Origin of the sequence: Rhodococcus sp. H-CA8f, assembly GCF_002501585.1 — a bacterium.
Classification (GTDB): domain Bacteria; phylum Actinomycetota; class Actinomycetes; order Mycobacteriales; family Mycobacteriaceae; genus Rhodococcus_F; species Rhodococcus_F erythropolis.
The window spans coordinates 3,695,334-3,717,859 of sequence record NZ_CP023720.1; the positions used below are offsets into that span (position 1 = coordinate 3,695,334).

At 61.3% G+C, this 22,526-nt stretch carries 23 protein-coding genes; 7 read left to right on the forward strand and 16 right to left on the reverse strand.

Annotated features, from left to right (window positions below; all coding sequences use genetic code 11):
• Positions 1–126: 126 nt before the first annotated feature.
• Together tsf and rpsB are read right to left on the reverse strand one after the other, a co-directional pair.
• Entirely contained in the window at positions 127–954 is an 828-nt protein-coding gene (gene tsf, locus CPI83_RS17175) for a translation elongation factor Ts (RefSeq protein ID WP_019747987.1), read from the reverse strand.
• Positions 955–1,106: 152 nt separating this feature from the next.
• Entirely contained in the window at positions 1,107–1,964 is an 858-nt protein-coding gene (rpsB, locus tag CPI83_RS17180) for a 30S ribosomal protein S2 (RefSeq protein ID WP_003942709.1), read from the reverse strand.
• A gap of 313 nt (positions 1,965–2,277) precedes the next feature.
• On the opposite strand from rpsB, the gene CPI83_RS17185 reads away from it, so the two are divergent.
• Positions 2,278–2,772, forward strand: coding sequence for a M23 family metallopeptidase (locus tag CPI83_RS17185; RefSeq protein WP_232816770.1), 495 nt, complete (start codon positions 2,278–2,280; stop codon positions 2,770–2,772).
• A gap of 25 nt (positions 2,773–2,797) precedes the next feature.
• On the opposite strand, the gene CPI83_RS17190 is transcribed toward CPI83_RS17185, so the two are convergent.
• A complete protein-coding gene (locus CPI83_RS17190) occupies positions 2,798–3,907 on the reverse strand; it encodes a MinD/ParA family protein (RefSeq protein ID WP_019747985.1) in 1,110 nt (369 codons plus the stop codon).
• 122 nt (positions 3,908–4,029) lie between these two features.
• A complete protein-coding gene (locus CPI83_RS17195; RefSeq protein WP_020969346.1) occupies positions 4,030–4,956 on the reverse strand; it encodes a tyrosine recombinase XerC in 927 nt (308 codons plus the stop codon).
• A gap of 84 nt (positions 4,957–5,040) precedes the next feature.
• Here CPI83_RS17195 and CPI83_RS17200 point away from each other — a divergent pair, with 84 nt between their 5' ends.
• Positions 5,041–6,213: a multidrug effflux MFS transporter gene (locus tag CPI83_RS17200; protein WP_097388201.1), complete on the forward strand. Its 1,173-nt coding sequence runs from the start codon at positions 5,041–5,043 to the stop codon at positions 6,211–6,213.
• Here the strand turns inward: CPI83_RS17200 and CPI83_RS17205 are convergent.
• The 5 genes from CPI83_RS17205 to CPI83_RS17225 all read right to left on the reverse strand — a co-directional run bounded on the left by CPI83_RS17205 (position 6,210) and on the right by CPI83_RS17225 (position 11,027).
• Complete coding sequence (locus CPI83_RS17205) at positions 6,210–6,980, reverse strand: siderophore-interacting protein (protein ID WP_097387488.1); 771 nt, start codon at positions 6,978–6,980, stop codon at positions 6,210–6,212. The genes CPI83_RS17200 and CPI83_RS17205 overlap by 4 nt on opposite strands.
• Before the next feature lie 295 nt (positions 6,981–7,275).
• Positions 7,276–7,635: an Lsr2 family protein gene (locus tag CPI83_RS17210; protein WP_003942721.1), complete on the reverse strand. Its 360-nt coding sequence runs from the start codon at positions 7,633–7,635 to the stop codon at positions 7,276–7,278.
• Positions 7,636–8,038: 403 nt separating this feature from the next.
• The gene (gene dprA / locus CPI83_RS17215) at positions 8,039–9,166 is read right to left on the reverse strand and encodes a DNA-processing protein DprA (RefSeq protein ID WP_097387489.1); all 1,128 of its coding nucleotides are present in this window, start codon (positions 9,164–9,166) and stop codon (positions 8,039–8,041) included.
• Positions 9,163–10,671 carry a YifB family Mg chelatase-like AAA ATPase gene (locus CPI83_RS17220; protein WP_021333044.1) on the reverse strand — a complete coding sequence of 503 codons (1,509 nt, stop codon included), beginning with the start codon at positions 10,669–10,671 and terminating at the stop codon, positions 9,163–9,165. Before CPI83_RS17220 ends, dprA begins: the two co-directional genes overlap by 4 nt.
• On the reverse strand, positions 10,671–11,027 hold the full coding sequence (locus tag CPI83_RS17225; RefSeq protein ID WP_097388202.1) for a YraN family protein: 357 nt from the start codon (positions 11,025–11,027) through the stop codon (positions 10,671–10,673). The genes CPI83_RS17220 and CPI83_RS17225 overlap by 1 nt, the downstream gene beginning before the upstream one ends.
• A 262-nt stretch (positions 11,028–11,289) precedes the next feature.
• On the opposite strand from CPI83_RS17225, the gene CPI83_RS17230 reads away from it, so the two are divergent.
• Entirely contained in the window at positions 11,290–12,024 is a 735-nt protein-coding gene (locus CPI83_RS17230; RefSeq protein WP_003942731.1) for a hypothetical protein, read from the forward strand.
• 115 nt (positions 12,025–12,139) lie between these two features.
• On the opposite strand, the gene CPI83_RS17235 is transcribed toward CPI83_RS17230, so the two are convergent.
• Positions 12,140–12,946 (reverse strand): AraC family transcriptional regulator, encoded by an 807-nt coding sequence (locus tag CPI83_RS17235; protein WP_097387490.1) that lies wholly within the window; start codon positions 12,944–12,946, stop codon positions 12,140–12,142.
• 144 nt (positions 12,947–13,090) lie between these two features.
• Between CPI83_RS17235 and CPI83_RS17240 the strand changes: the two genes are divergently transcribed.
• From CPI83_RS17240 to CPI83_RS17250, 3 genes are all read left to right on the forward strand, one after another.
• On the forward strand, positions 13,091–14,098 hold the full coding sequence (locus tag CPI83_RS17240) for an iron-siderophore ABC transporter substrate-binding protein (RefSeq protein WP_232816771.1): 1,008 nt from the start codon (positions 13,091–13,093) through the stop codon (positions 14,096–14,098).
• Positions 14,099–14,180: 82 nt separating this feature from the next.
• Positions 14,181–14,414: a hypothetical protein gene (locus CPI83_RS17245; RefSeq protein WP_019747974.1), complete on the forward strand. Its 234-nt coding sequence runs from the start codon at positions 14,181–14,183 to the stop codon at positions 14,412–14,414.
• Positions 14,415–14,511: 97 nt separating this feature from the next.
• Positions 14,512–15,693, forward strand: a complete 1,182-nt coding sequence (locus tag CPI83_RS17250) for an RtcB family protein (RefSeq protein WP_097387491.1) — start codon at positions 14,512–14,514, stop codon at positions 15,691–15,693.
• A gap of 65 nt (positions 15,694–15,758) precedes the next feature.
• Here the strand turns inward: CPI83_RS17250 and CPI83_RS17255 are convergent, their stop codons facing one another.
• The 6 genes from CPI83_RS17255 to CPI83_RS17280 all read right to left on the reverse strand — a co-directional run bounded on the left by CPI83_RS17255 (position 15,759) and on the right by CPI83_RS17280 (position 21,460).
• Positions 15,759–16,064 (reverse strand): DUF2469 domain-containing protein, encoded by a 306-nt coding sequence (locus CPI83_RS17255; protein ID WP_003942715.1) that lies wholly within the window; start codon positions 16,062–16,064, stop codon positions 15,759–15,761.
• Between the two features lie 37 nt (positions 16,065–16,101).
• The gene (locus CPI83_RS17260; RefSeq protein WP_020907294.1) at positions 16,102–16,782 is read right to left on the reverse strand and encodes a ribonuclease HII; all 681 of its coding nucleotides are present in this window, start codon (positions 16,780–16,782) and stop codon (positions 16,102–16,104) included.
• Between the two features lie 50 nt (positions 16,783–16,832).
• A complete protein-coding gene (lepB, locus tag CPI83_RS17265; RefSeq protein WP_003942787.1) occupies positions 16,833–17,636 on the reverse strand; it encodes a signal peptidase I in 804 nt (267 codons plus the stop codon).
• Between the two features lie 55 nt (positions 17,637–17,691).
• Positions 17,692–18,033: a 50S ribosomal protein L19 gene (gene rplS, locus CPI83_RS17270; RefSeq protein ID WP_003942791.1), complete on the reverse strand. Its 342-nt coding sequence runs from the start codon at positions 18,031–18,033 to the stop codon at positions 17,692–17,694.
• Positions 18,034–18,122: 89 nt separating this feature from the next.
• Entirely contained in the window at positions 18,123–19,010 is an 888-nt protein-coding gene (locus tag CPI83_RS17275) for a hypothetical protein (RefSeq protein WP_003942742.1), read from the reverse strand.
• 104 nt (positions 19,011–19,114) lie between these two features.
• Positions 19,115–21,460, reverse strand: a complete 2,346-nt coding sequence (locus tag CPI83_RS17280) for a Tex family protein (RefSeq protein ID WP_097387492.1) — start codon at positions 21,458–21,460, stop codon at positions 19,115–19,117.
• Positions 21,461–21,535: 75 nt separating this feature from the next.
• Here CPI83_RS17280 and CPI83_RS17285 point away from each other — a divergent pair, with 75 nt between their 5' ends.
• On the forward strand, positions 21,536–22,522 hold the full coding sequence (locus tag CPI83_RS17285) for a serine hydrolase (protein ID WP_042951510.1): 987 nt from the start codon (positions 21,536–21,538) through the stop codon (positions 22,520–22,522).
• Positions 22,523–22,526 lie beyond the last annotated feature (4 nt).

Below are 22,526 nucleotides of genomic sequence, written 5' to 3' on the forward strand. Positions count from 1 at the left end.
TAGGAAAGCCCCCGGGACTCGTCCCGAAGCACTCTTATCCTGCCTCATCGGAGGCCCCAGGTACACGTAGACCCCGCCGGTAGAGCAAATGCTCTTCAGGCGGGGTCCATGTGTACGGGCTCCGAATTAAGCGGAGGCGCCGACCTCGAAACGCACGAAGCGCTTGATGGTCACGCCTGCCTCGTCGAGGATCGCCTTGACGGTCTTCTTGGAGTCCGTGACCGAAGACTGCTCGGTCAGAACGACGTCCTTGAAGAAACCGTTGACGCGGCCTTCGATGATCTTCGGCAGAGCCTGCTCGGGCTTGCCTTCTGCGCGGGCGGTCTCCTCGGCGATGTGACGCTCGGAAGCGACGATTTCAGCGGGAACCTCGTCACGCGTGACGTACTTTGCCTTGAGTGCTGCGACCTGCATTGCAGCGCCGCGAGCGGCCTCAGCGGCGGCATCGCCTTCGCCGGTGTACTCGATGAGAACGCCGACAGCGGGCGGCAAGTCGGAGCTGCGCTTGTGCAGGTAAACGGCAACGGGGCCGTCGAAGGAAGCGACGCGGCTCAGTTCGAGCTTCTCGCCGATCTTCGCGGACTGCTCCGCAATGACGGTGTCGATGGTCTTGCCGTCGAGCTCGAGCGCCTTGAGAGCGTCGAGGTCCGCAGGCTTGCCAGCAGCAGCGACGGTCACGATCTCGTCGGCCAGCTTGATGAACTCGTCGTTCTTGGCGACGAAGTCGGTCTCGCAGTTGATCTCGATCATGACGCCGTCCTTGGCGACGACGAGACCCTCAGCGGTGGTGCGCTCTGCGCGCTTTCCGACATCCTTCGCGCCCTTGATGCGCAGCTGCTCGACGGCCTTGTCGAAATCGCCGTCTGCATCTGCGAGTGCGTTCTTACATGCCATCATTCCGGAGCCGGTGAGCTCACGGAGCCGCTTGACGTCAGCGGCGGTGTAGTTCGCCATGATTAGCGAGCCTCCTCATGTGTCTGTTTCGGACCTAGGACTAACGGTGAAGCACGGCCTAGCGGTGAAGCACGGCCTGACGGTGGTGCTCGGGCCTAACGGTGAAACGGCCCTGACCAAAAGAACTCTTGGTCAGGGCCGGTTTCAACGAATCAGGCCTCGGTGGCCGGTGCCTCTGCGGCGGGGGCTGCCTCAGCCTCTGCAGCCGGAGCTGCCTCAGCCTCTGCAGCCGGAGCTGCCTGCGAGAGCAGTTCCTGCTCCCACTCGGCGAGGGGCTCGCCTGCGCCGGCTTCGGGCTTCGCGTCCTTGTCGGCGCTCAGTCCTGCACGTGCCTGCACACCTTCGGCAACCGCGGAAGCGACAACCTTGGTCAGCAGTGCTGCGGAACGGATGGCGTCGTCGTTGCCCGGGATCGGGTAGTCGACGAGGTCGGGGTCGCAGTTGGTGTCCAGGATCGCGATGACCGGGATGTTCAGCTTGCGAGCCTCGGCAACTGCCAGGTGCTCCTTGTTGGTGTCGACGATCCACACCGCGGAAGGAACCTTGGCCATGTCGCGGATACCACCGAGGGTGCGATCCAGCTTGGTCATCTCACGCGTGAGCATGAGGATTTCCTTCTTGGTGCGACCTTCGAATCCACCGGTCTGCTCCATTGCCTCGAGCTCCTTGAGGCGAAGCAGACGCTTGTGAACAGTGGTGAAGTTGGTGAGCATGCCGCCGAGCCAACGCTGGTTGACGTAGGGCATTCCAACGCGAGTCGCTTCGGAAGCGATGGACTCCTGCGCCTGCTTCTTGGTGCCGACGAAGAGGACGGTGCCGCCGTGGGCAACGGTCTCCTTGACGAACTCGTACGCCTTGTCGATGTACGTCAGCGTCTGCTGGAGGTCGATGATGTAGATGCCGTTGCGGTCGGTCAAGATGAATCGCTTCATCTTCGGGTTCCAGCGACGGGTCTGATGTCCGAAGTGGGTTCCACTATCGAGCATCTGCTTCATGGTTACGACAGCCATGGCTGTGTACCTCAAACTTTCAATCCGGTTGATGCAGGCGATCGGGTGATCCCTGCCCTGGCACCCGCACGGCCGTCGGACCTGTTTCGTGAGAACCAGGACCAGCCGAGGCCGGAAAACGTGCGCGGGCGCGCGAAGTCGGACTGTGCGAGCACAGACCGCTCGACAAGTGTACGTCCTCGTCCGCCGATGCCATAACCACCCTGTAAGCAACAGACCGAACCGGCGGTTGTGGATCGGCGATCATCTTGTGGATTACCCGTCTGATCTGCATTGAAGCGCGCGTGGCTCCACGCAAGATCAAGGAATGACGATGTTGCTCGGAGCTCGACGAGGAGTGGTCGTTGCCGTGATCTCCTGCTGTGTCGCCGTAGGCACGGCGTCGGCAGACACGCGTTTCGACTGGCCGCTCGCTCCCCGGCCGCACGTGGAACGCGCTTTCGACAAACCGGCCAAGAATTGGCTGCCGGGTCATCGCGGGGTCGATCTCGGCGGCAGTGCCGGCCAATCCGTCCTCGCGGCCGGCGACGGCATTGTGGTGTTCGCGGGAGTGGTCGCCGGAAAGCCGACGGTGTCGATAGATCATTCCGGCGGCCTACGCACGACCTACGAACCCGTCGTGGCAGTCGTTCGCGCAGGTCAACGCGTCGCCGCCAGGGCCGTGATCGGAACCCTCGAAACCGGGCACGAAGGGTGTGCTGTCGAAGCATGTCTGCACTGGGGCTTGCGCCGTGGACGCGAGTATCTCAATCCACTCGGACTCGTTCGGACGCAACCGCTCAGGCTCAAGCCATTGAAAGGAGGCTGACCGGTCGCAGAAATCGGTCGCAGAATCAGTGCCACTCGGAAACGGCGTGCCGACCCACAGCGTCCGCGAAGTCGTCGGCCACCATCGCTGCCAGTTCCATGAACGCTCGTCTGGTGGCCGGTCGCATCAACTCGAGGTCCATCACCGACCCCTCCGCGAGATGCTCGTCGAAAGGAATGACCTCGACGGCGCGGCATCGACGCATGAAATAGTCCACCAAAGCGTCCATGTCGATCACGCTCGACCCTGGTCGGGCGGCGCTGATGACGACGACGGTCCGTTCGACCAGATGGCCGTATCCGTGCAACTGAAGCCAATCGAGCGTTGCCGCTGCGCTGCGCGCTCCGTCGATTGCCGGCGAACTGACGAGAACCAACGAATTGGCAAGATCGAGAACGCCGTTCATCGCCGAGTGCATGATCCCGGTACCGCAATCAGTGAGGATGATGTTGTAGTAGACCTGCAAGATGTCGATGACCTGGCGATAGTCCGCCTCGCTGAATGCCTCCGAAATCGCCGGATCCTGCTCACTCGCCAGGACCTCGAGACGACTCGACGACTGGGATGTGTGCACTCGAACGTCCGAATAGCTCTTTATGTCCGGTCTAGCAGCAATCAGATCGCGCACCGTCGAATTGGTCTGCAGCGGAACACGTTGCGCCAAAGTTCCGAAATCGGGATTGGCGTCAACCGCCACGACGCAGTCACCACGAAGCGAAGCAAATGTCGCACCGAGTCCGACCGTGACCGTCGTCTTGCCCACGCCCCCTTTGAGCGAGAGCAAAGCGACTCGGTAGTCGTTACGGATCGGCTGCTCGATTCGGGCGGCCAGTGCACGGTTGCGCTGTTCGTTGGTCGAATCCCCCAGATTGACCACACCTCCGGTCGCACGATGCAATCCCCTACGCCATCCGCCACGCGGCGTCCGTTTAGGGCGTTTCAGTAAAGCTTCGGCAACCAGATCCTGGTTTGTCACCTGCTGTTGGCTCGACGGTGGCGGTGGCGTGGTCCAGACCTCTTGCAGTCGTGCCACAGGCTCCGGCGTCGGCGCCGGCTCGGGAGCCGGTTGCGGCGCTTCGGACAGCCAGGCCGGTTGGCCGCTGTTCGGCAGGTGCTTCACATCTTGGCGGTTCACGAATCCCCCGGATTTCGCATGTCATCGAGTGTCTCGACACGACGATCGAACTTGCCGATTGTTCACTCTTCTGAGCTGCGACGCTACCAAATACCGGCCGAGAACTCGCGTCGCTTCACAATCTAGGCGCGTGGATGGGCCTGATCGTGGACCGATCGAAGGCGTTCGACCGACACGTGCGTGTACAGCTGAGTGGTCGCCAAACTCGCATGCCCGAGGAGTTCTTGGACCACACGAAGGTCTGCACCACCCTCCAGCAAATGTGTCGCAGCCGAGTGCCGAAGCCCGTGCGGACCCATGTCGGGAGCCCCTGGAATTGCAGCCATGGTTTCGTGGACCACCGAACGCGCCTGACGCTGATCGAGCCGGCCGCCTCGAACTCCGAGGAGCAATGCTCGCCCGGACCTATCCGAACTCAGCGCGGGTCGTCCGTGCTCCAGCCACCCGTTCAGTGCCGATTCTGCAGGCAGGCCGTATGGCACTGATCGCTCCTTGTTCCCCTTGCCGAGGACACGAAGCAAACGTCGATCAGCATCGACGGACTCGACGTCCAGTCCACACAACTCGCCGACGCGAATTCCGGTGGAGTACAACAATTCCACGATGAGTCGGTCTCGCAGGGCGAGCGGCTCTTGTTGCTGCGCACCGCTTTCCGCTGCATCCATTGCGTCGAGTGCCTGGCTCTGACGCAGCACCGTCGGCAGCGTGCGACGAGCAGGTGGAGCCGCCAGACGTGTGCCCGGGTCGACGGAAATACGTCCGGTCTGCGCGAGCCACGCAGTGAAACCACGCGCCGAAGAAGCCCGTCGAGCTACCGTCGTACGGGCTGTTCCTACGGCATTCTGGGCGGCCAACCACGAACGCATGACACTTAGGTCGAGGCGGTCGAGATCTGCATTCTCCGAACCCGCGGAGAAATGGGCCAGCAATGCCCGCGCGTCACCGACGTAGGCGCGGATCGTGTGTTCCGACCGGCCTCGGCTCAGTCGGAGGTGCTCGGCATACGCATCGAGGTGAACGCTCAAGCTCGCCGGCAATGCGTCAGTCATGAACACACGCTCGCTCGCCGCGATTGAAACCGCAAGCTGCCTCGCCGATAGGGTTGATCGGTGAATCGAGCAATTCCTCTGAAGATGTTGTGTGTACTGGCACTGATTTCCGCAATCGCTCCACTGTCCATCGACATGTACCTGCCCGGCCTACCTTTGATGGCGGATGCACTCGACACTACTGCGGCCAGCGTTCAACTCACGCTGACCACCTTCATGGCAGGCCTCGGAATCGGCCAGCTGATCATCGGTCCCATCTCCGACGGACTTGGCAGGCGACGAATACTGCTGGCCGCGACAATCGTCACGGCACTGAGCGGCGCGGCATGCGCTGCGGCGCCGAACATCGAGTTTCTCATCGGTGCACGACTCGTCCAAGGCTTGAGTGGAGGCGCTGCCATCGTTCTTGCCCGCGCTTGTATTGCCGACCGAGCGCGTGGCGACGACGCAGCGAAGCTCTTCAGCATCATGATGATCATCGGCGGTATCGCTCCCGTGGTCGCGCCACTGATCGGCGGCGCACTTCTCGGCCCCGTCGGATGGCGCGGAATCTTCTGGGTCCTGGCTGTCGCGGGCGCCGTGATGGTGGCTGGTGTCGTTTTGCTCGTTCCCGAGACACTTCCACCCGAGCGACGCCATGGCGGTGGTTTGAAGGCCCTGATCTCGAATCTGCAGTACGTGGTCCGAAACCGGCACTACCTCGGATATGCGCTCGCATTCGTCTTCGGATTCGGCGCCTTGTTCGCGTACATCTCCGCGTCACCGTTCGTCGTTCAGAATGTTCTCGGGCTGAGTCCGTCACAATTCTCGATCGTGTTCGCAGTGAACGCCACCGGAATGGTCACGGCAGCGATGATCACCACTCGCCTGCTCGGTCGCGTCGGAGCTCGCACGCTGCTGCGTTTCGGGGTGTGCCTGCTCCTCATTGGCGGCGCCGTATTGTTCTGTACCAGCGTGGTTTTCAGTTCCACGAATACATGGCTGATCTTGGTCCCGCTGTTCGTGGCGATTTCGAGCATCGGGTTCATCATGGGCAATGCAACCGCTCTCGCCCAAGGAGAGGTCACCAACGCGGCCGGAACTGGTTCAGCCCTGATGGGAGCGGGCCAGTTCGGCTTGGCAGCGCTGGTTTCGCCGTTGGTGGGAATTGCGGGAGAAGACACTGCCGTGCCGATGGCAATCGCAATTCCCACCTTCGGAGTTCTCGCGGCCGTTGCGCTCGTGTTACTGACTCGCGGCAAGGCCACCGCGAGTTAGTTTTCGGCCGCGGCGAGTTCGGACTTCCAGACCCGGAAGCCTTCTTCGGTGCGACCACGACGCCAATAGCCGGAAATAGAAGCAGCCGCCGCCGGGACATTTCGTTCCTTGCGAATGTACGGCCGGAGGTTGTGCATGACGGCTTGTGCTTCACCGTGAATGAACACGTGCGGTTCGCCCGGCAACCATTCGAGTGCCTTGACCGCGGCGACAACCGGAGCGTTGTCGCCAGCTAATTCTTCGCCGACCGCATCGGACGATGCTCCGCGATGCAGCCAGGTCACGGCAATACCTTCTGGGGCATCGAGCGCGATTTCGTCTTCCGGCCCCCCGACTTCGACGACGGCGTAGCCGACCGCATCCGGCGCCAATCTCGCTATCGAAGCAGTAATAGCAGGTATTGCGGTCTCGTCTCCGACGAAGAGATACCAATCAGCGGATGGTGACGGCGAAAACGCGCCACCCGGTCCACGCAGGGTAATCTCAGCGCCCGGCTGAACGGACGCGGCCCACGGACCTGCAACTCCCATGTCGCCGTGGACGACAAAATCGATTGCAATCTCTTTGACATCAAGATCGTACGAACGAATCGTGTAGGTGCGCAGTATCGGCTGATCAGGAGTGCCGAATTCGATCTTTACATAGGAATCGCTGTATTCGCTGGGAGTGAAGGACTCGAAGCCCGGTCCCCCGAGAAACACTCGCACCATATGGGGAGTCAATTGTTCGGTCCGCAGAACCGTCAATGCAGTTGTCGGCTTGGCCACAGAAAGATCCTTCCAAAAGTTAGTGTTACCTAACTAAGGTACACGACAATTGCAGCGCATGGACAAAATGCCTCCCCCGGCACATCCGCCCCGCGCGCGACAGACCACGGTGCGCAACGAAATAAACCGACCACTCTGCCGGGTAAATTCGTCGGTGGCAGCCAAATTTCCGAATCAGAACTCGTGCATGATCAGGCAGCACATCGCTATCGGAGAAATTCAGCAAAGCAATAGTAAAATACGCCTCTGGCCCCCGGCGAGGTTCGCCAGGGGCCAGAGGAGGTATTAATTCAACCTAGTGTGCAGCGTCGAAAGCGTCGATGATTTCCGCTTTGATACGCCCGCGCGGAGCAACTTCGTAACCGTTCTTACCCGCCCAATCACGAATGGCCTGGAGCGTCTCCTTGGAGCGGCCAGAACCCGACGTGGCCTGCGGAGATGCAGCCTGCGCCTTCTTGCCACGCTTCCCGCTCACCTTCGCCGCCGCCTCGACGAACGGCTTCACCGCAGCGTCGAACTTCTCTGCATTGGTGGCGCGCAGATCGATCACGTAATCCGTTCCCTGGTAAGAGAACTCAATTCGATCACCGAATCCATCGTCAATCGGCTTACCGTCAAGGTCGTCGATGAGTTGCCGAATCAGCTTCTCAGCCATTGCACTCCTCTTTCAATGATCGATTCAATTCTCCTTCACAATACACAGATAGAGCGTTGATGAACAAAAGAAGTCCGGAAACCTGTGCCATTTCCGAACAGACTCAATGGTCCGAATTAGCAGCGGGTTAACGACGCACCAATCAATACCCGCACTCAGGGGATCCAGACTAATCAGACTTCAAAGCACATTGACCTGAGACTTTCCTGAGGCCCGTTAAATTCACGGCCAGGTCTGCAAAGCTGGGTCGAGAATAACGCTGCACACAGGCCGATCGAGTTCACGAAAAGCAGTCCTGACGTGCAATTACCAGCATCGCGAGGGTATTCGAGTTTCGTTCTCGCCGGAACGGTTAGTGGGCATCGCCACCCGCCCACCGGACGAGCACAATCAAGTTCACACGCTACCGCGTCCGAAACCATCCACTCGAATCAGAACTCGCAAACCCCTCGAGTTCGAGCAGAGGAAGAGTTGCACGAACCTGCGTTATGAGCAATCCCGATTCCTCGGACAGCTCACGCGTACTACGTGAACCTGTTCCCGGCAATGCTTCGTATACCAATCGAGAATTGCCCCGCAATGCGTCGATGTCACGTGTAGCGGCTGCATCCTCCGCGGAATCCCCGACACCAAATGGACCTGACGCTTCGACTACATCCACGGCATTGGAAACGAGTTGCGCTTCACCTTCGCGGATCATCCGGTGACATCCGGTCGACGATGCCGAAGTAACCGGCCCGGGCACCGCCATTACCGGGCGGCCCAATTTCCGGGCCCAATTGGCGGTATTGCGTGCACCACTGCGCCAACCCGCCTCGACCACCACTACTCCGTCCGACAACGCAGCTACCAGTCGATTCCTTGCCAGAAACCGGAACTTTGCAGGTGTTGTGCCCGGTGGATACTCACTTATCACTGCACCCGAACTCGCTATCTGTTTGAGTAGTCGCGCATGCCCTGACGGATACGCTCGATCGACCCCACAGGCCAAGACAGCCAGTGTGTTTCCACCTACGCCCAATGCAGCGCGGTGCGCGGCCCCGTCGATACCGAAGGCCGCCCCGGAAATCACGGTCCATCCGTCGACAGCGAGGTCACCGGCAATCTCTGCCGTCACGTGTTCGCCGTACGCAGTAGATGCTCGCGTGCCGACAATCCCAACCGATCTCTCGGTCAGATCAACCAAATCCCCGGACCCCAACACCCACAACACAAATGGCGCCGTCTCACCCCCGGAGGCATCGAGTCCGTCGAAGGAAAGCATTCGCCACGCCGGCCAATCGGCGCAGTTCGGTGTTACGAGCCTGCCACCCATCGCCTCCATCAGGTCGAGGTCTCGTTGGGCTGTGTCGATGTGAGCGCGGGCTCGCGTCTTGTCCTCGATCGCGGGTGGCAGATCGCCGTTGCGGACCGCCCTCGCAGTTTCTTCGACCCCGAGCTCGTCGATCAACATGGACATATACGCGCTTGGGCCCTGCACGACGCGGGACAGATATGCCCAAGCGAGTAGTCGCGGATCGTGTGCAGTCATTGGAATCCCCTGTCTCGGAAGTCGAGTGCGGTGACAACTTGGTCTGGTCCGGGCATCGCCTCACCTGCCAGATCGGCGACACTCCAGGCAACCCGCAACGCTCGGTCCGCCCCACGAGCAGTGATGACACCTTTGCGCAGCGCCCGTTCCACCGGCGCCAGCGCCGCACGCGAGAGTCTGAACTTCTGTCTCAACGCCGGCCCTGGTACTTCCGCGTTGGTCCGCCACCCGTACTCACTCCACCGCTGGGCTGCAGTGTCCCGAGCCGCCGCCACGCGCGCACGAACATCGCCGGTACTTTCCCCTACTTCGTCGATCAGCGCTCCGGTTGCAACGGCCTGCATCCGGACCCTGATGTCGACTCGGTCCAAGAGCGGGCCGGACAATTTCCCCAGGTAACGGCGACGCGCCGCGGGTGCACATACACAATCCGCGTCTCGCGGCGGCGCGCATGGGCAGGGATTGGCGGCCAGGATCAGCTGGAACCGCGCCGGGTACCGCGCAACTCCGTCCCGCCGGGCGATTCGTACTTCCCCGTCTTCGAGTGGCGTGCGTAGCGCTTCGAGCACCTTCACCCCGATCTCGGCACATTCGTCGAGAAACAGCACGCCGCGATGGGCGCGGCTGACCGCACCAGGACGAGCCATCCCACTACCACCACCCACCAGCGAACTGACCGACGAACTATGATGCGGCGCAATGAAAGGCGGCATATCTATCAACGGCCGATCCTCCGGCAACACCCCCGCCACCGAATGAATCGCCGTCACCTCCAACGACTCCCCCTCCGTCAACGGCGGAAGAATCCCCGGAAGCCTCTGCGCCAACATCGTTTTCCCGATCCCCGGCGGACCCGTCAACATCAAATGATGCGCACCCGCCGCAGCAACCTCGATCGCCCACCGAGCATCCGTCTGCCCGACAACCTCACTCAAATCACGCACCGTCACCACATCCGCACGCTCGAAAACATCAGGAACAGCCAGCGCCAACTCACCACGCAACCACCCGATCACCGCAGACAGATCGTCAGCTCCCAGCACTTCGATCCCCTTCACCAGGCCCGCCTCAGCCAACGCCCGAGCTGGAACCACCACAGTCCCCCACCCCGCCCGCTTCGCCGCAAGCACCGCAGGCAACACACCACGCACCGTCCGCAAACGCCCGTCGAGCGCCAACTCCCCCAAAAACACAGTCTCCCGCAACAACTTCCGCGGCAACTTCTTCGCCGCATCGAGAACCGACAACGACAAAGCCAAATCGTAAACACTGCCCACCTTCGGCAACGTCGCCGGCGACAACGCCAAAATCACCTTGCTGTCCGGCCACTCCTCACCAGAATTGGTCACCGCGGCCCGAATCCGATCACGCGACTCGTGCAACGCAGTATCAGGCAGCCCCACCAGATGCACCGCAGGCAACCCGCGCCCGATATCCGCCTCGATCTCCACGATCTGCCCGTCCACGCCACTGACCGCAACAGAATGCGCCCGCCCCAACGCCATCAGAACGCATCCACAAAATGCTCGACCGAAGGTACGCCGTCGCGGCCGATCAACACGGCCACCACATCAAAACGCACCCTCGACCACGACCGACCCGAGTCAGTGAGCCACTGCATCGCCAACACTCGAATCCGACGCTGCTTCGCGAACGTCACCGACTCCGCCGGACTCCCGTACCCGACACCCGACCGAGTCTTCACCTCCACGAACACAATCCGATCACCGGACGTCGCAACAATATCCAACTCGCCGTACCGACAACGCCAATTGCGCTGGACAATCTCCAAACCAGAATCGATCAGGAACTCGACAGCCACATCCTCGCCCCGAGCCCCCAACGCCATATTCCTCGCCATCACAGCCCCCACCACTCACACCCCGCGCCCGCCCCATACGAAACGCGTCCCAACCACCACCCTCGATCCACCACCACAAAACCAAGCCACCCGAAAACAACCTGTTGACAACTCAGAACCTGTGGAATTCGGCAGCGCGACACACCAACGGCGACCCGAACCGTGACAATTTTCTGAAATCCCCACAATTTGGACGAAAGTCCAGTAGAACTAGTTACAGTTTTGCTCAAACCGTCACGCACCCCGCTGAATGGAGTTCTACATGGCCCGCCGCTCACTTCGCCACGCAGTAGCAACCACTACATCCCTCGTTCTCATCGCCGCCGGCGTCACTGTTGGACTTGGAGCCTCGGTGGCGCAAGCAGCACCGGCATGCGCGCTCAACCAGTCGGTCACCGACAGTTGGGCCGGTTCCCTCGGGACGCCGTACACCGTCAGCAAGGAGGTTGTCGGCGATGGCAAGGTCGCCGCGGGTCAGACGGTCACCTACATCACCAAGGTTTCCGGTTCCGGAGCCCTCGTCAATCAGATCCGCGATTTCCACCCGGCAGGATTCCAGCTGGTCAAGGCTCGCCTGAACGTCAAATGGCTTATCGGCGACCAGAAGTGGGACGACGTCACCAAGACCGTCGTTGTCGGCAACAACTCCGTGGTGGCAAAGGGCGGCGGATGGACCACTGCGGGCGGCGGCGTCATCGCTTTGGAAACCACCTACAAAGTTCCCGATAACGCAGTTGTAGGCACGCAGCTCGACAGCGGCGCCGGCACCAACATTGTGCTGGCGGCGGGCGACTGGAACATCAATCCGATGGGCGTCTGCGTCACCATCCGGCAGCCGAACCCCGTCGAGGCGGGCGCCGGAAGCCTCGAGGACATGGGCTTCGGCTCACTCAACTCCGGATCAGGCCAGGTATTCGGCTCCCTGACCGACCCGCAGGGGTCGATGACCAATGTCATCAGCGGTGTCTTGGGCAATGTGCTCGGCAACATGAGCTGATTCAGTTCAGATTAGTAAATGGGCCGAGCTACCAGCAGATGCTGGTAGCTCGGCCCATTTCTACTTTGCCGAACAAAGCTTTGCCGTCAACCGAGTTCAAGAAATCATCAGCAAATCACCGCATCAGCTTTCCGCCGTACCGGGCCGGCGTCGTACCGAAGGTTTCCCGAAATGCGGCGATGAACCCACTGCTGGTGCGGTAACCAACCTGCGGGGCAACGTCATTGACACCCTCACCCCGCGCGAGCATCTCGAGTGATGCGTACATGCGTGCTCGAGTTCTCCACTGCCCGAAGGTAATCCCGGTATCGGCGACAAAGGCTCGCATCAAGGTCTTGGAACTGACCCCGAGTTCGCCCGCCCACTCCCCCAGCGTCCGTGAGTCTGCCGGATCGGCAAGGATGCGGGCAGAAACCGAACTCGCCGCAGCATTGCGAGGAACCGCGAGGACGTCGTGCCGTTCGGGCGCGGCAGCAAGAATGTCGTAGAGCAACTCCTGACTCATCAACCGCCGAGCATCGTCGATGGTCCGGTCGGCGAGATGGCGCAGCAATTGAGCGGACAGAGCATCGACTTCGAGAACAAGTGGCTGAGTCCACCGCGGCCCGGCAGGGCGTAGATCCGGACGCGCATAGGTCGCAATCATGCACCCCTCCGTCAGAAGTGTCATGTCGTGGAGAACGGTGCCCGGCAACCAGACCAAGTGCTCGCTGTGCAGGTGCCACACATTGCCTCCGGCAGCGATCTGCATCGTCCATTCACTCATCCAGGCGATCTGATGCTCGGGGTGTCGATGAGCTCCGTACGCAGTCACTCCGTCGACGACGTTGGTGTAGACCTGAAAATCTTTGAATGTCCGACCGCGACTATCGGGCAGCGCTAGCAAGGACTTTGGACGAGTCGAGTACTCGATAGTGGACATTTTGCGTCTTTCTGGGCGTATCCGAGTCCATTCTGAAGGATGGACCGACGATGCTGCAAAGGTTAGCCTCACTTTATTGCTGACGCGACCAGTTCAGCACTTCACGCGGAACTCAGATCACTTCGCCCACCACTTCGAAGGAGCATGCACGTGCCCTCACGTAGCACCCGAATCCTCGCCGCCTTATTCACGACGGCCGCGATCATCGGGTTCTCGACCGCCTGTGGAACTTCGCAAGGCGTCGACACCGCATCAGCGACCCAGAGCAACGACGCATTCCCCGTGACGATCGAGCACGCACAGGGTTCGACGACCATCGATGCCGAACCGCGGCGGGTAGTGACACTCGGATACACCGATCACGAACCACTGCTCGCCTTGGGAGTCGAACCCGTCGGCATGGCCGAATGGTGGGGGTCCGGCATGGATGAAAGCTGGCCGTGGACGAAGGACTACTGGAAGGGGAAAACTCCGACCTACATCAACAGCGGCGGAGACTTCAACTTCGAGCAAATCGCCTCCCTCGCACCAGATCTGATCCTAGCGCTGTACGCCGACATCGACACGGAGACCTACAAGAAGCTGACCTCGATTGCGCCGACTGTCGCGCAGAGCAAGGACTACGACGCATACACAACGCCGTGGACCGACATGACACTCACCGCCGGGCGCGCCCTCGGCAAAGAACCACAAGCTCAGCAACTGATCGCGGATACCGAAAACGCGTTTGCCACCGCTCGCGCTGCACACCCGGAGTTTTCCGGGCAAACCGCAACGATCGTCAACCTCGACACTCCCGAGGGATACGTGTTCTCGTCGCACGACCCACGCGGCATCTTCCTCTCGTCACTCGGATTCACCCTCCCCCCGACGGTCGACGCATTCGTCGGCGACCAGTTCGGCGACTGGCTGCCGAACGAGCGATACGACATCCTCGAACCCGTTGATCGTTTGATCGTGATGGCCGATCCGGAGGGAGAGAAGGCCCTCCCCGGCAACACTCTCTACCAGCGGCTACCCGCTGTGAAAAACGGAAATGCGATAGTCGTGCGATACACCGCAGATCCACCCGTCGGCGCGGCGATGTCCGGCAATACCGTCCTGAGCATTCCGTACGCCATAGACCAACTGTCCGCCACATTGTCGAAGTAACCAACAATTCCAGGTATCGAAAATATGTTCGAATGATGCTAGCCTCAAACCCAGGAAGCACTCACGGACATCGAGGATCACCATGGACGAGGTACCGGAGACAGCGCTAGATCTTGCACGACTCGATCTAGCTCGGCTGGTCGACGAGTTGACGGTTCTCGACCAGCGACGCGTCGACATCGGCGAGAGCTTGGTTCAACTCGAGTACCTCTACGCCAGGATGGGCGCACGGCAACAAGCAGATGCTGCCCGAAAAGCCTTCCAGGAGAAGTACGTCGGACGAATCTACGAACTCGCAGACGGTCTGCGCACCTGAAAAGAGGTTGCACACAACCACTGACGGAGCGCATGGTCATTCCTGCACGACACACCGGACCGATCGGTTCGGCTGTGAACTATGTGGGAGAAATCTGATGGAGAAGATCACCAAGAGGCTGTGGAACTGGGCATCGATACTCGACGAGAACACTCGCGAGCAAGCGCTGCGTACGTCCCAGATGCCTTTTGTCCGTCCACATCTGGCACTTATGCCGGATGCGCACCTCGGTGCGGGAGCGACGGTGGGTTCGGTCATTCCGACGGAAGGCGCAATCATGCCCGCCGCCGTCGGAGTCGATATCGGCTGCGGAATGATCGCGGTCAAAACCCAGTTCAGTGCACGCGACCTTCAAGGCCGCGACCTGAGCGTTCTTCGCCACAGCATCGAACGCTCCGTTCCGCTCTCGGCAGGTGTCTACAACAAGACGCTGAGCGACACGGCGCAAATCCGCATCGCAGAACTCGAGGCAATTGCGGGCGATCGCCTGGCCTTCTACGACAAGTTCAAGAACAACTGGAGGTTTCAGCTCGGAACGCTGGGTTCTGGCAACCACTTCATCGAGGTGACGCTCGACGAGAGCGACGGCGTCTGGCTGTTCCTGCACTCGGGCAGCCGCGGTATCGGAAACAAGCTCGCACAGCATCACATCAAGATCGCCAAGGACTTGTGCGAGCGGTGGTACATCAACCTTCCCGATCCGGATCTTGCCTACCTGGTCGAGAAGACGCCCGAATTCGACTCGTACATCACCGATCTCAACTGGGCTCAGCACTTCGCTCTGCTCAACCGCGAAGAGATGATGGACCGCGTGGTGAAGGACTTCGCGCACTTCATGGGTGACGGCAAGCCCGCGATCATCGACGAGGTCGAGCGGATCAACTGCCACCACAACTTCACCCAGAAGGAGTTCCATATGGGCCGGGGTGTGTGGCTGAGCCGTAAGGGTGCGATCAAGGCAGACGAGGGCACGCCCGGGCTCATCCCCGGTTCGATGGGGACGGCGAGTTACGTCGTCGTCGGGAAGGGAAACGTGCCGTCGTTCAAGTCCAGCCCCCACGGCGCGGGTCGGGTGTACGGACGTAACCAGGCACGCAAGACCTTTACGATCGAAGATCTCGACAAGGCGATGGTCGGCATCGAATACAAGCGTTCCGCGGCGTTCCTCGACGAGATCCCGGGTGCGTACAAGGACATCGACGTCGTGATGGACGACGCGAAGGACTTGGTCGAGATTCGACACACGCTGCGTCAGATCGTGAATGTCAAGGGCGACTGACCCCGCGCAACTCCGCGAAATGCAAAGTGCCCCGCCGCTATCGGCGGGGCACTTCGTTGTCAAGATCAGTCAGGAAGGCGCAGATCCGGCTTGTCCAGCTCTTCGATGTTGACGTCCTTGAACGTCACGACGCGCACGTACTTCACGAATCGCGCCGGGCGGTACATGTCCCACACCCAGGCGTCGGACATCCGCAGTTCGAAGTAGATCTCCCCGTCTGAATTGTGGGGCAGCAACTCGACCGTGTTGGCCAGGTAGAAACGTCGTTCGGTCTCCACGACGTAGGAGAACTGTCCGACGATGTCCCGGTATTCACGGTAGAGCGACAGCTCCATCTCGGTTTCGTACTTCTCGAGATCCTCGGCACTCATCGGTTTAGCCAGTCCTCCCAGTTCGTCTGAACGTCCATCATCCCGTACGGCCCGCGCGTTGTTCCAACCGGACTCCCGCAGCCACCACGTTTGCGTACGTCATGCGATGCTCGGGGCACGGCCCCAACTCGTCGAGAGCGTCCATGTGCAGCGGCGTGCTGTATCCCTTGTGAATCGCGAAGCCGTATCCGGGATGAGTCTCGTCCATCTCGGTCATCACACGATCTCGGGTCACCTTCGCGAGAACGCTGGCCGCGGCGATACATGCAGCGGCGCCGTCACCGCCGATGACCGGTAGCGACGGAGCCGTCAGTCCCGGAACCCGGAAACCGTCGGTGAGGACGTAGCCCGGTTCGAGATCGAGGCCCGCGACTGCTCGACGCATCCCCTCGATGTTGGCGACGTGGATACCGATCTGATCGACTTCCGCAGCGGGTACCGAAACGACACTCCACGCCAACGCCAAGCGCTTGATCGCCGGGAAAAGCTCCTCACGCGCACGTTCGGTCAGCTTCTTCGAATCGTCGAGCCGCGCCAGTGCCGCTTGCGGTTTCGGCGCCAGGACACACGCTGCAATGACGAGTGGACCAGCGCACGCTCCGCGCCCGGCTTCGTCGACGCCGGCGACCGGACCGAGTCCGGTTCGCGCCAACGCAGACTCCATCGTCCGCAGACCTGCCGATCTGCGAATGACAACGCGAGGGGGCCAACTACTCACTGTCTCTGCCTACTCGAAACTACGCGAATCCATGTGTGCGGTACGACAACTCAATTGCCCTGAATATCAGGCGCATCGATGCCGCCCATTCGCGACGGGGGAAGAACGATGAATCGAGCTTGACCGATGATGTTGTCGATCGGGACGGTTCCCTGGAACTCGTCGTCGACGTGGTAGCGCGAGTCGGCGGAATTGCTGCGGTTGTCACCCATGACCCACACGTGGCCCTCGGGAACGGTGATCGGTCCGAAGCAGCGGCCCGACTTCAATTCGGTGTCACACGTTTGTGTTCCCGGAGTGAACGGGAAATCCATCTTGATGTACGGCTCGTCGAGCGGCTTGCCATCGACCAGGACTCGGCCCTGATCGTCACAGCATTCGACGGTCTGGCCGCCGGTAGCGATCACTCGCTTGACCAAGTCGTTCTCGTCCGGCGGAACGAGGCCGACCCACGAACCGACCTCTTGAATGCCGCGAACGACAACGTTGTCGGACCGATTGGACACATATTTCGTGTTCCACGAATCGGGTCCCTTGAAGACGACGACGTCGCCGGGTTCCGGATCGCCGAAGCGGTATCCGATCTTCTCCACCACGATGCGGTCACCGGTACATCCCGCACAGCCGTGCAGTGTCGGTTCCATCGACTCGGATGGGATGAGAAAAACTCTGAAGACAAATGCCTGAAGGACGATGCTGAGTACCAGCGCTACGCCGATCAGAACAGGGAGTTCTCGCAGGAACGATCGCTGTTTCTTCTGCGGCCGATGTGAGGTCGGTTCCGCGGAACCGCTTGATCCCTCGTGATTCTCGGGTCCGGACGACAATGCCTGCTCCTTCGAAGAATCTGCCACAGAAACCAGATTAGCCCGACACCGCGCGTACGCGGTGCCGGGCTCATCGGAAAGATCAGCGCTTTTCCTTGATCTTCGCCTTCTTGCCACGAAGCTCACGGAGGTAGTACAGCTTGGCGCGACGGACGTCACCGCGGGTCAGAACCTCGATGGAGGCCAGCGTGGGGCTGTGAACCGGGAAGGTGCGCTCGACGCCGACGCCGAAGGAGACCTTACGGACGGTGAAGGTCTCGCGAACGCCGCCGCCCTGGCGACGAATAACGACGCCCTTGAAGACCTGCACGCGCTCCTTGGAGCCTTCGATAACCTTGACGTTCACGTTGAGCGTGTCGCCGGGACGGAACTCGGGGATGTCGTCGCGGAGCGACTTTTTGTCCAGGAAGTCCAGGGTGTTCATATGTCATCCTTGTATTTCGCAGGAGCAGAGGAACCGAGCGGCACGCGTTTCGGTCTCCCGAAACGGCGCTCGTCTGGTTCGTGCCCAGATCAAGTGCTGCTGCCTGGTCCAGGCAACCCGTCCATTGTGCCAGACGCGGACACCAGCGGGGAAATCGGTGGCGGCGGAGCCGCGTGAATGGTGTGGTCCAATTCCTGCTCAGCCGCCGTCATCGCATGCTCGACGCTCGGTGATCCGGCAATGAGATCCTGGACGTAGATCTTGGCCCTGATGACCGGTCGCCGCCACTTCCGCTCACGCTCGAGCGCGCGGTTCATCCGTTTCGGCTTACGCGTGTACCGCCAACGCGCCCACGGCGCACCCGGCCGGCTCAGGCGAACCGCACCGATTACCAGCAACGGGAAAACGAACAGGCCGACGAGCCCCGTCCAGATCTTCCCTTTGAGAATCACGATGGCTGCCAAGGCGAAGTTGATCAACGCGACAAAAACGAAGACCAACTTGATCCACGGATCCCGTTCTTCACGGAACCCGGCGACGTCGAGAAGTTCGAGCGGGCGGAAACCCAACAGCACCAGACCGGTCACGGCGATTGCGACGAAAACCGCATCCACCGAGGTCCGACCTTGCTCGGACCAGTACACATCCTTCAGATAGAAGATCAGTGCGAACTCGTCGAGCACCAATGCCGCACCCATACCGAAGATCGCCGCCAGGACAGCACCGGTGGTCTGCGAACCATCGACGTAGACCGCGATCAGCGCACCACCGGAGATCATCATGGCGATCACACCGAACACGACGTGATGCACGTGCTGACCTCCGGGCGCGATGTTGCCCGGCCACCATTTCACCTGCGCGCGGATCATCCGGACGCTGAGACGGATGAAGAGGAACGCAGAGAGGAACCCGAGCAGGAAGAACAGCAACGGCAATCGGCCATGGGCGATGATCTCGCGCTCGAGCCACTCCCGCATCACTGTCCTCCCTTCACCGAATTCATGATCCGGCCCTGATCGGATTCATACCGCCAACCGACTCGATTGTGACGATACGGACTTCGAAAACCCGGCGGACGGATTTACTTGCCGAAGCCCGCCTTGCGCAGAGCCTCAGCCATCGACCCGGCAGCAGGCGCGCGGTTGTCCGGACGCGACTCGCGTCCACCCTGACGTCCGCCACTACCTCGTTGCTGACCCTGCCCCTGCCCCTGACGCTGACCCTGTGGCTGGCCCTGACGCTGAGGTTGCCCACCTCGCGGGCCTTCGGACTTGCGGGGTGCGCCCACCTCGTCGTCGAGACGAAGCGTCAGCCCGATGCGTTGGCGTGCCTCGTCCACTTCGAGGACCTTCACCTTGACGACGTCACCTGACTTGACGACCTCGCGTGGGTCCTTGACGAAGTTGTGTGACATCGCCGAGACGTGAACCAGACCGTCCTGATGAACTCCGATGTCGACGAAGGCACCGAAGGCTGCGACGTTGGTGACCACACCTTCGAGAGTCATACCGGGCTTGAGATGCGCGACTTTCTCGATGCCTGCGGCAAAGGTCGCGGTCTTGAATTCGGGTCGTGGATCTCGTCCCGGCTTCTCCAACTCGGAGATGATGTCGGTGACGGTCGGTAGACCGAATCGCTCGTCGACGTAGTCGGACGCCTTGACCGATCGAAGTGCCTGCGAGTTTCCGATCACGGTGCGCACGTCCCCGCCGGCACTGGCAACGATCTTGCGAACCACCGGATATGCCTCCGGGTGGACGCTCGACGCGTCGAGAGGGTCGTCGCCGTCGGTGATCCGCAAGAAGCCTGCGCACTGCTCGAAAGCCTTGGGTCCCAGTCGGGAGACGTCCTTGAGTCCCTTGCGGGACTTGAACGGACCGTTCTGGTCCCGATGGGCGACGATGCTCTCCGCTAGGGAACCTGCGATTCCGGACACCCGAGCGAGAAGTGGCACGGACGCGGTGTTGACGTCGACGCCGACCGAGTTGACGGCATCCTCGACGACGGCGTCGAGGGAACGTGAGAGCAGCGATTCGGTGATGTCGTGCTGGTACTGACCGACACCGATGGACTTGGGATCGATCTTGACCAACTCCGCCAACGGATCCTGCAGGCGACGCGCAATGGACACCGCACCGCGAATCGAGACGTCGAGGTCGGGAAGTTCCTGCGACGCGTAGGCCGAAGCCGAGTACACCGATGCGCCTGCCTCGGAGACGACGATCTTGGTCAGGTTGGGCGCGCCGGTCTTCTTGATCAGTTCGGTAGCGAGCGTGTCGGTCTCGCGTGAGGCCGTGCCGTTGCCGATGGCGATCAGTTCGACGCCGTGCTTGGCGACCAGCCCGGCAAGCGTCGCAAGCGCCGCGTCCCACTTGTTCTGCGGCTGGTGCGGGTAAATCGTCTCGTATGCAACAACTTTGCCGGTTCCGTCGACGACGGCAACCTTAGTTCCGGTGCGAAATCCGGGGTCGAGTCCCATGGTGGGTCGGGCGCCGGCGGGGGCCGCGAGGAGTAGATCCTTGAGGTTGGTGGCGAAGACGTCGACGGCGTCCTTTTCGGCCGACTGCCGCAGACGCATTCGAGTGTCGATACCGAGCGTGACGGCGAACTTCGTCTTCCACGCCCACTTGACGGTGTCGAGAAGCCACCCGTCGGCGGCCCGACCACGGTCGGCGATCTCGAACCGCGACGCGATGCGGCCTTCGTAGACCGTGCGCTCCCCCGGCGCGAGTTCTTCGGTGTCGGCCGCCATGTTGAGCGACAGCACTTCTTCCTTCTCTCCGCGCAGGACGGCGAGGATGCGGTGCGAGGGCAATTTGGAGAACGGTTCCGAGAACTCGAAGTAGTCAGCAAACTTCGAGCCATCGGTTTCCTTGCCCTTGCGGACCGATGAGACGACCTGGCCGCGACTCCACATCAGCTCGCGCAATTCACCGACCAGATCGGCGTCCTCGGCGAAGCGCTCCACGAGGATCGACCGGGCACCGTCGAGTTGCTCGTCCGAATACTGCGCGGGATCGGTGGTGGGATCTCCGATGAGAGCGTCCGCGACGGGCTCGTGGCCGGCCTCGCGGGCGATCTGCGCCTTGGTGCGCCGCTTCGGCTTGAAGGGGAGGTAGATGTCCTCCAGCCGCGCTTTTGTCTCGGCCAGCATGATCTGACCGCGCAGTTGATCGTCGAGTTTGCCCTGAGAGTCGATCTCCGTGAGCACGGCGTCACGACGGTCGTCGAGCTCGCGGAGATACCGCAGCCGCTCGTCCAGGAGTCGCAACTGGGCGTCGTCGAGCGTGCCGGTGACTTCCTTGCGGTACCGGGCGATGAAGGGCACCGTGGCTCCGCCGTCGAGAAGGTCGACTGCTGCTGCAACCTGGCCTTCGCGGACGTCGAGTTCCTCGGCAATGCGCTGGTTCACGGTCTTGAGAATCACGAGATCCGACCCTACCGCTATCCTGAGACAAGAAGATCGGCAACAGTGCCGTGTCAGGGCTACCGGGGGAAACAGATGAGTACGCGGTACGTCCGGATTGCCGCAATGGCGGCCGCAGTTACTTTTGCGGCTTCGTGCAGCGGTGGACAGAACCCGGATGATTCGATGCAGACCCCCGCCTTCCCCGACACCAATGTTCCGGTCGCGGAGACTCTCGACGGCCGACTGGCTCAAGCTCAGGTGGCGGCGCTCGGGCGTGGTGCGGACGTCTCCATCGCCGTCCTCGATCGGTCCTCGGACAAGTACCTCGATGTTGCCGGCGACCAGCAAATCGAAACTGCCTCGGTGGCAAAACTTTTCATCGCCGAGGATCTACTCCATCAGGACGCTCGCGGCGAGCGGCCCATCACGGACGACGATCGCACCCTCATGGCGGCGATGCTCGAATCCTCCGACGACACCGCAGCCAACCTTCTGTGGGACGAGGTCGGCGGTCAGGAGGTGATCACCCGGGTTGCCGAGCGTTACGCACTGACCGCGACGACGCCGCCGTGGGACGGAATGTGGTGGAACACCGAGACCACGACGCACGACCTGGTCACTTTCTACAACGGCGTCCTCGACGACTCCGACCAGCTCGGACCTGAGCGGGTCGAGCAATTCGTCGAGTACCTGCGGCAATCCACTCCCGAAGGAACCGACGGCTACGACCAGAGGTTCGGATTGCCCGAGGCCTTGTTCGGCGAGCCGGTCATCGGAGTCAAGCAAGGCTGGATGTGCTGTGTCGAGGACAAGTGGATCCATCTGTCCACCGGCATCGTCGGTGACGACAACCGATACATCATCGCAATCGGTTCGCGAGAAGACGTCCAGTACACGGACGAGGACAGCTTCTATCCCGACACCTCGTTCACCGACGCCGTCGACGACGAAAGCGCACTGCACGCACGTGACACGGTCACCGGCGTCACACAGATTCTCTTCCCGAGCGGAAGCATCGACGACTGGGCGGCGGCATCCACGACCGCGGATTCGGTGATGCCCGAAGCTTCCGGGCCCTGATTCG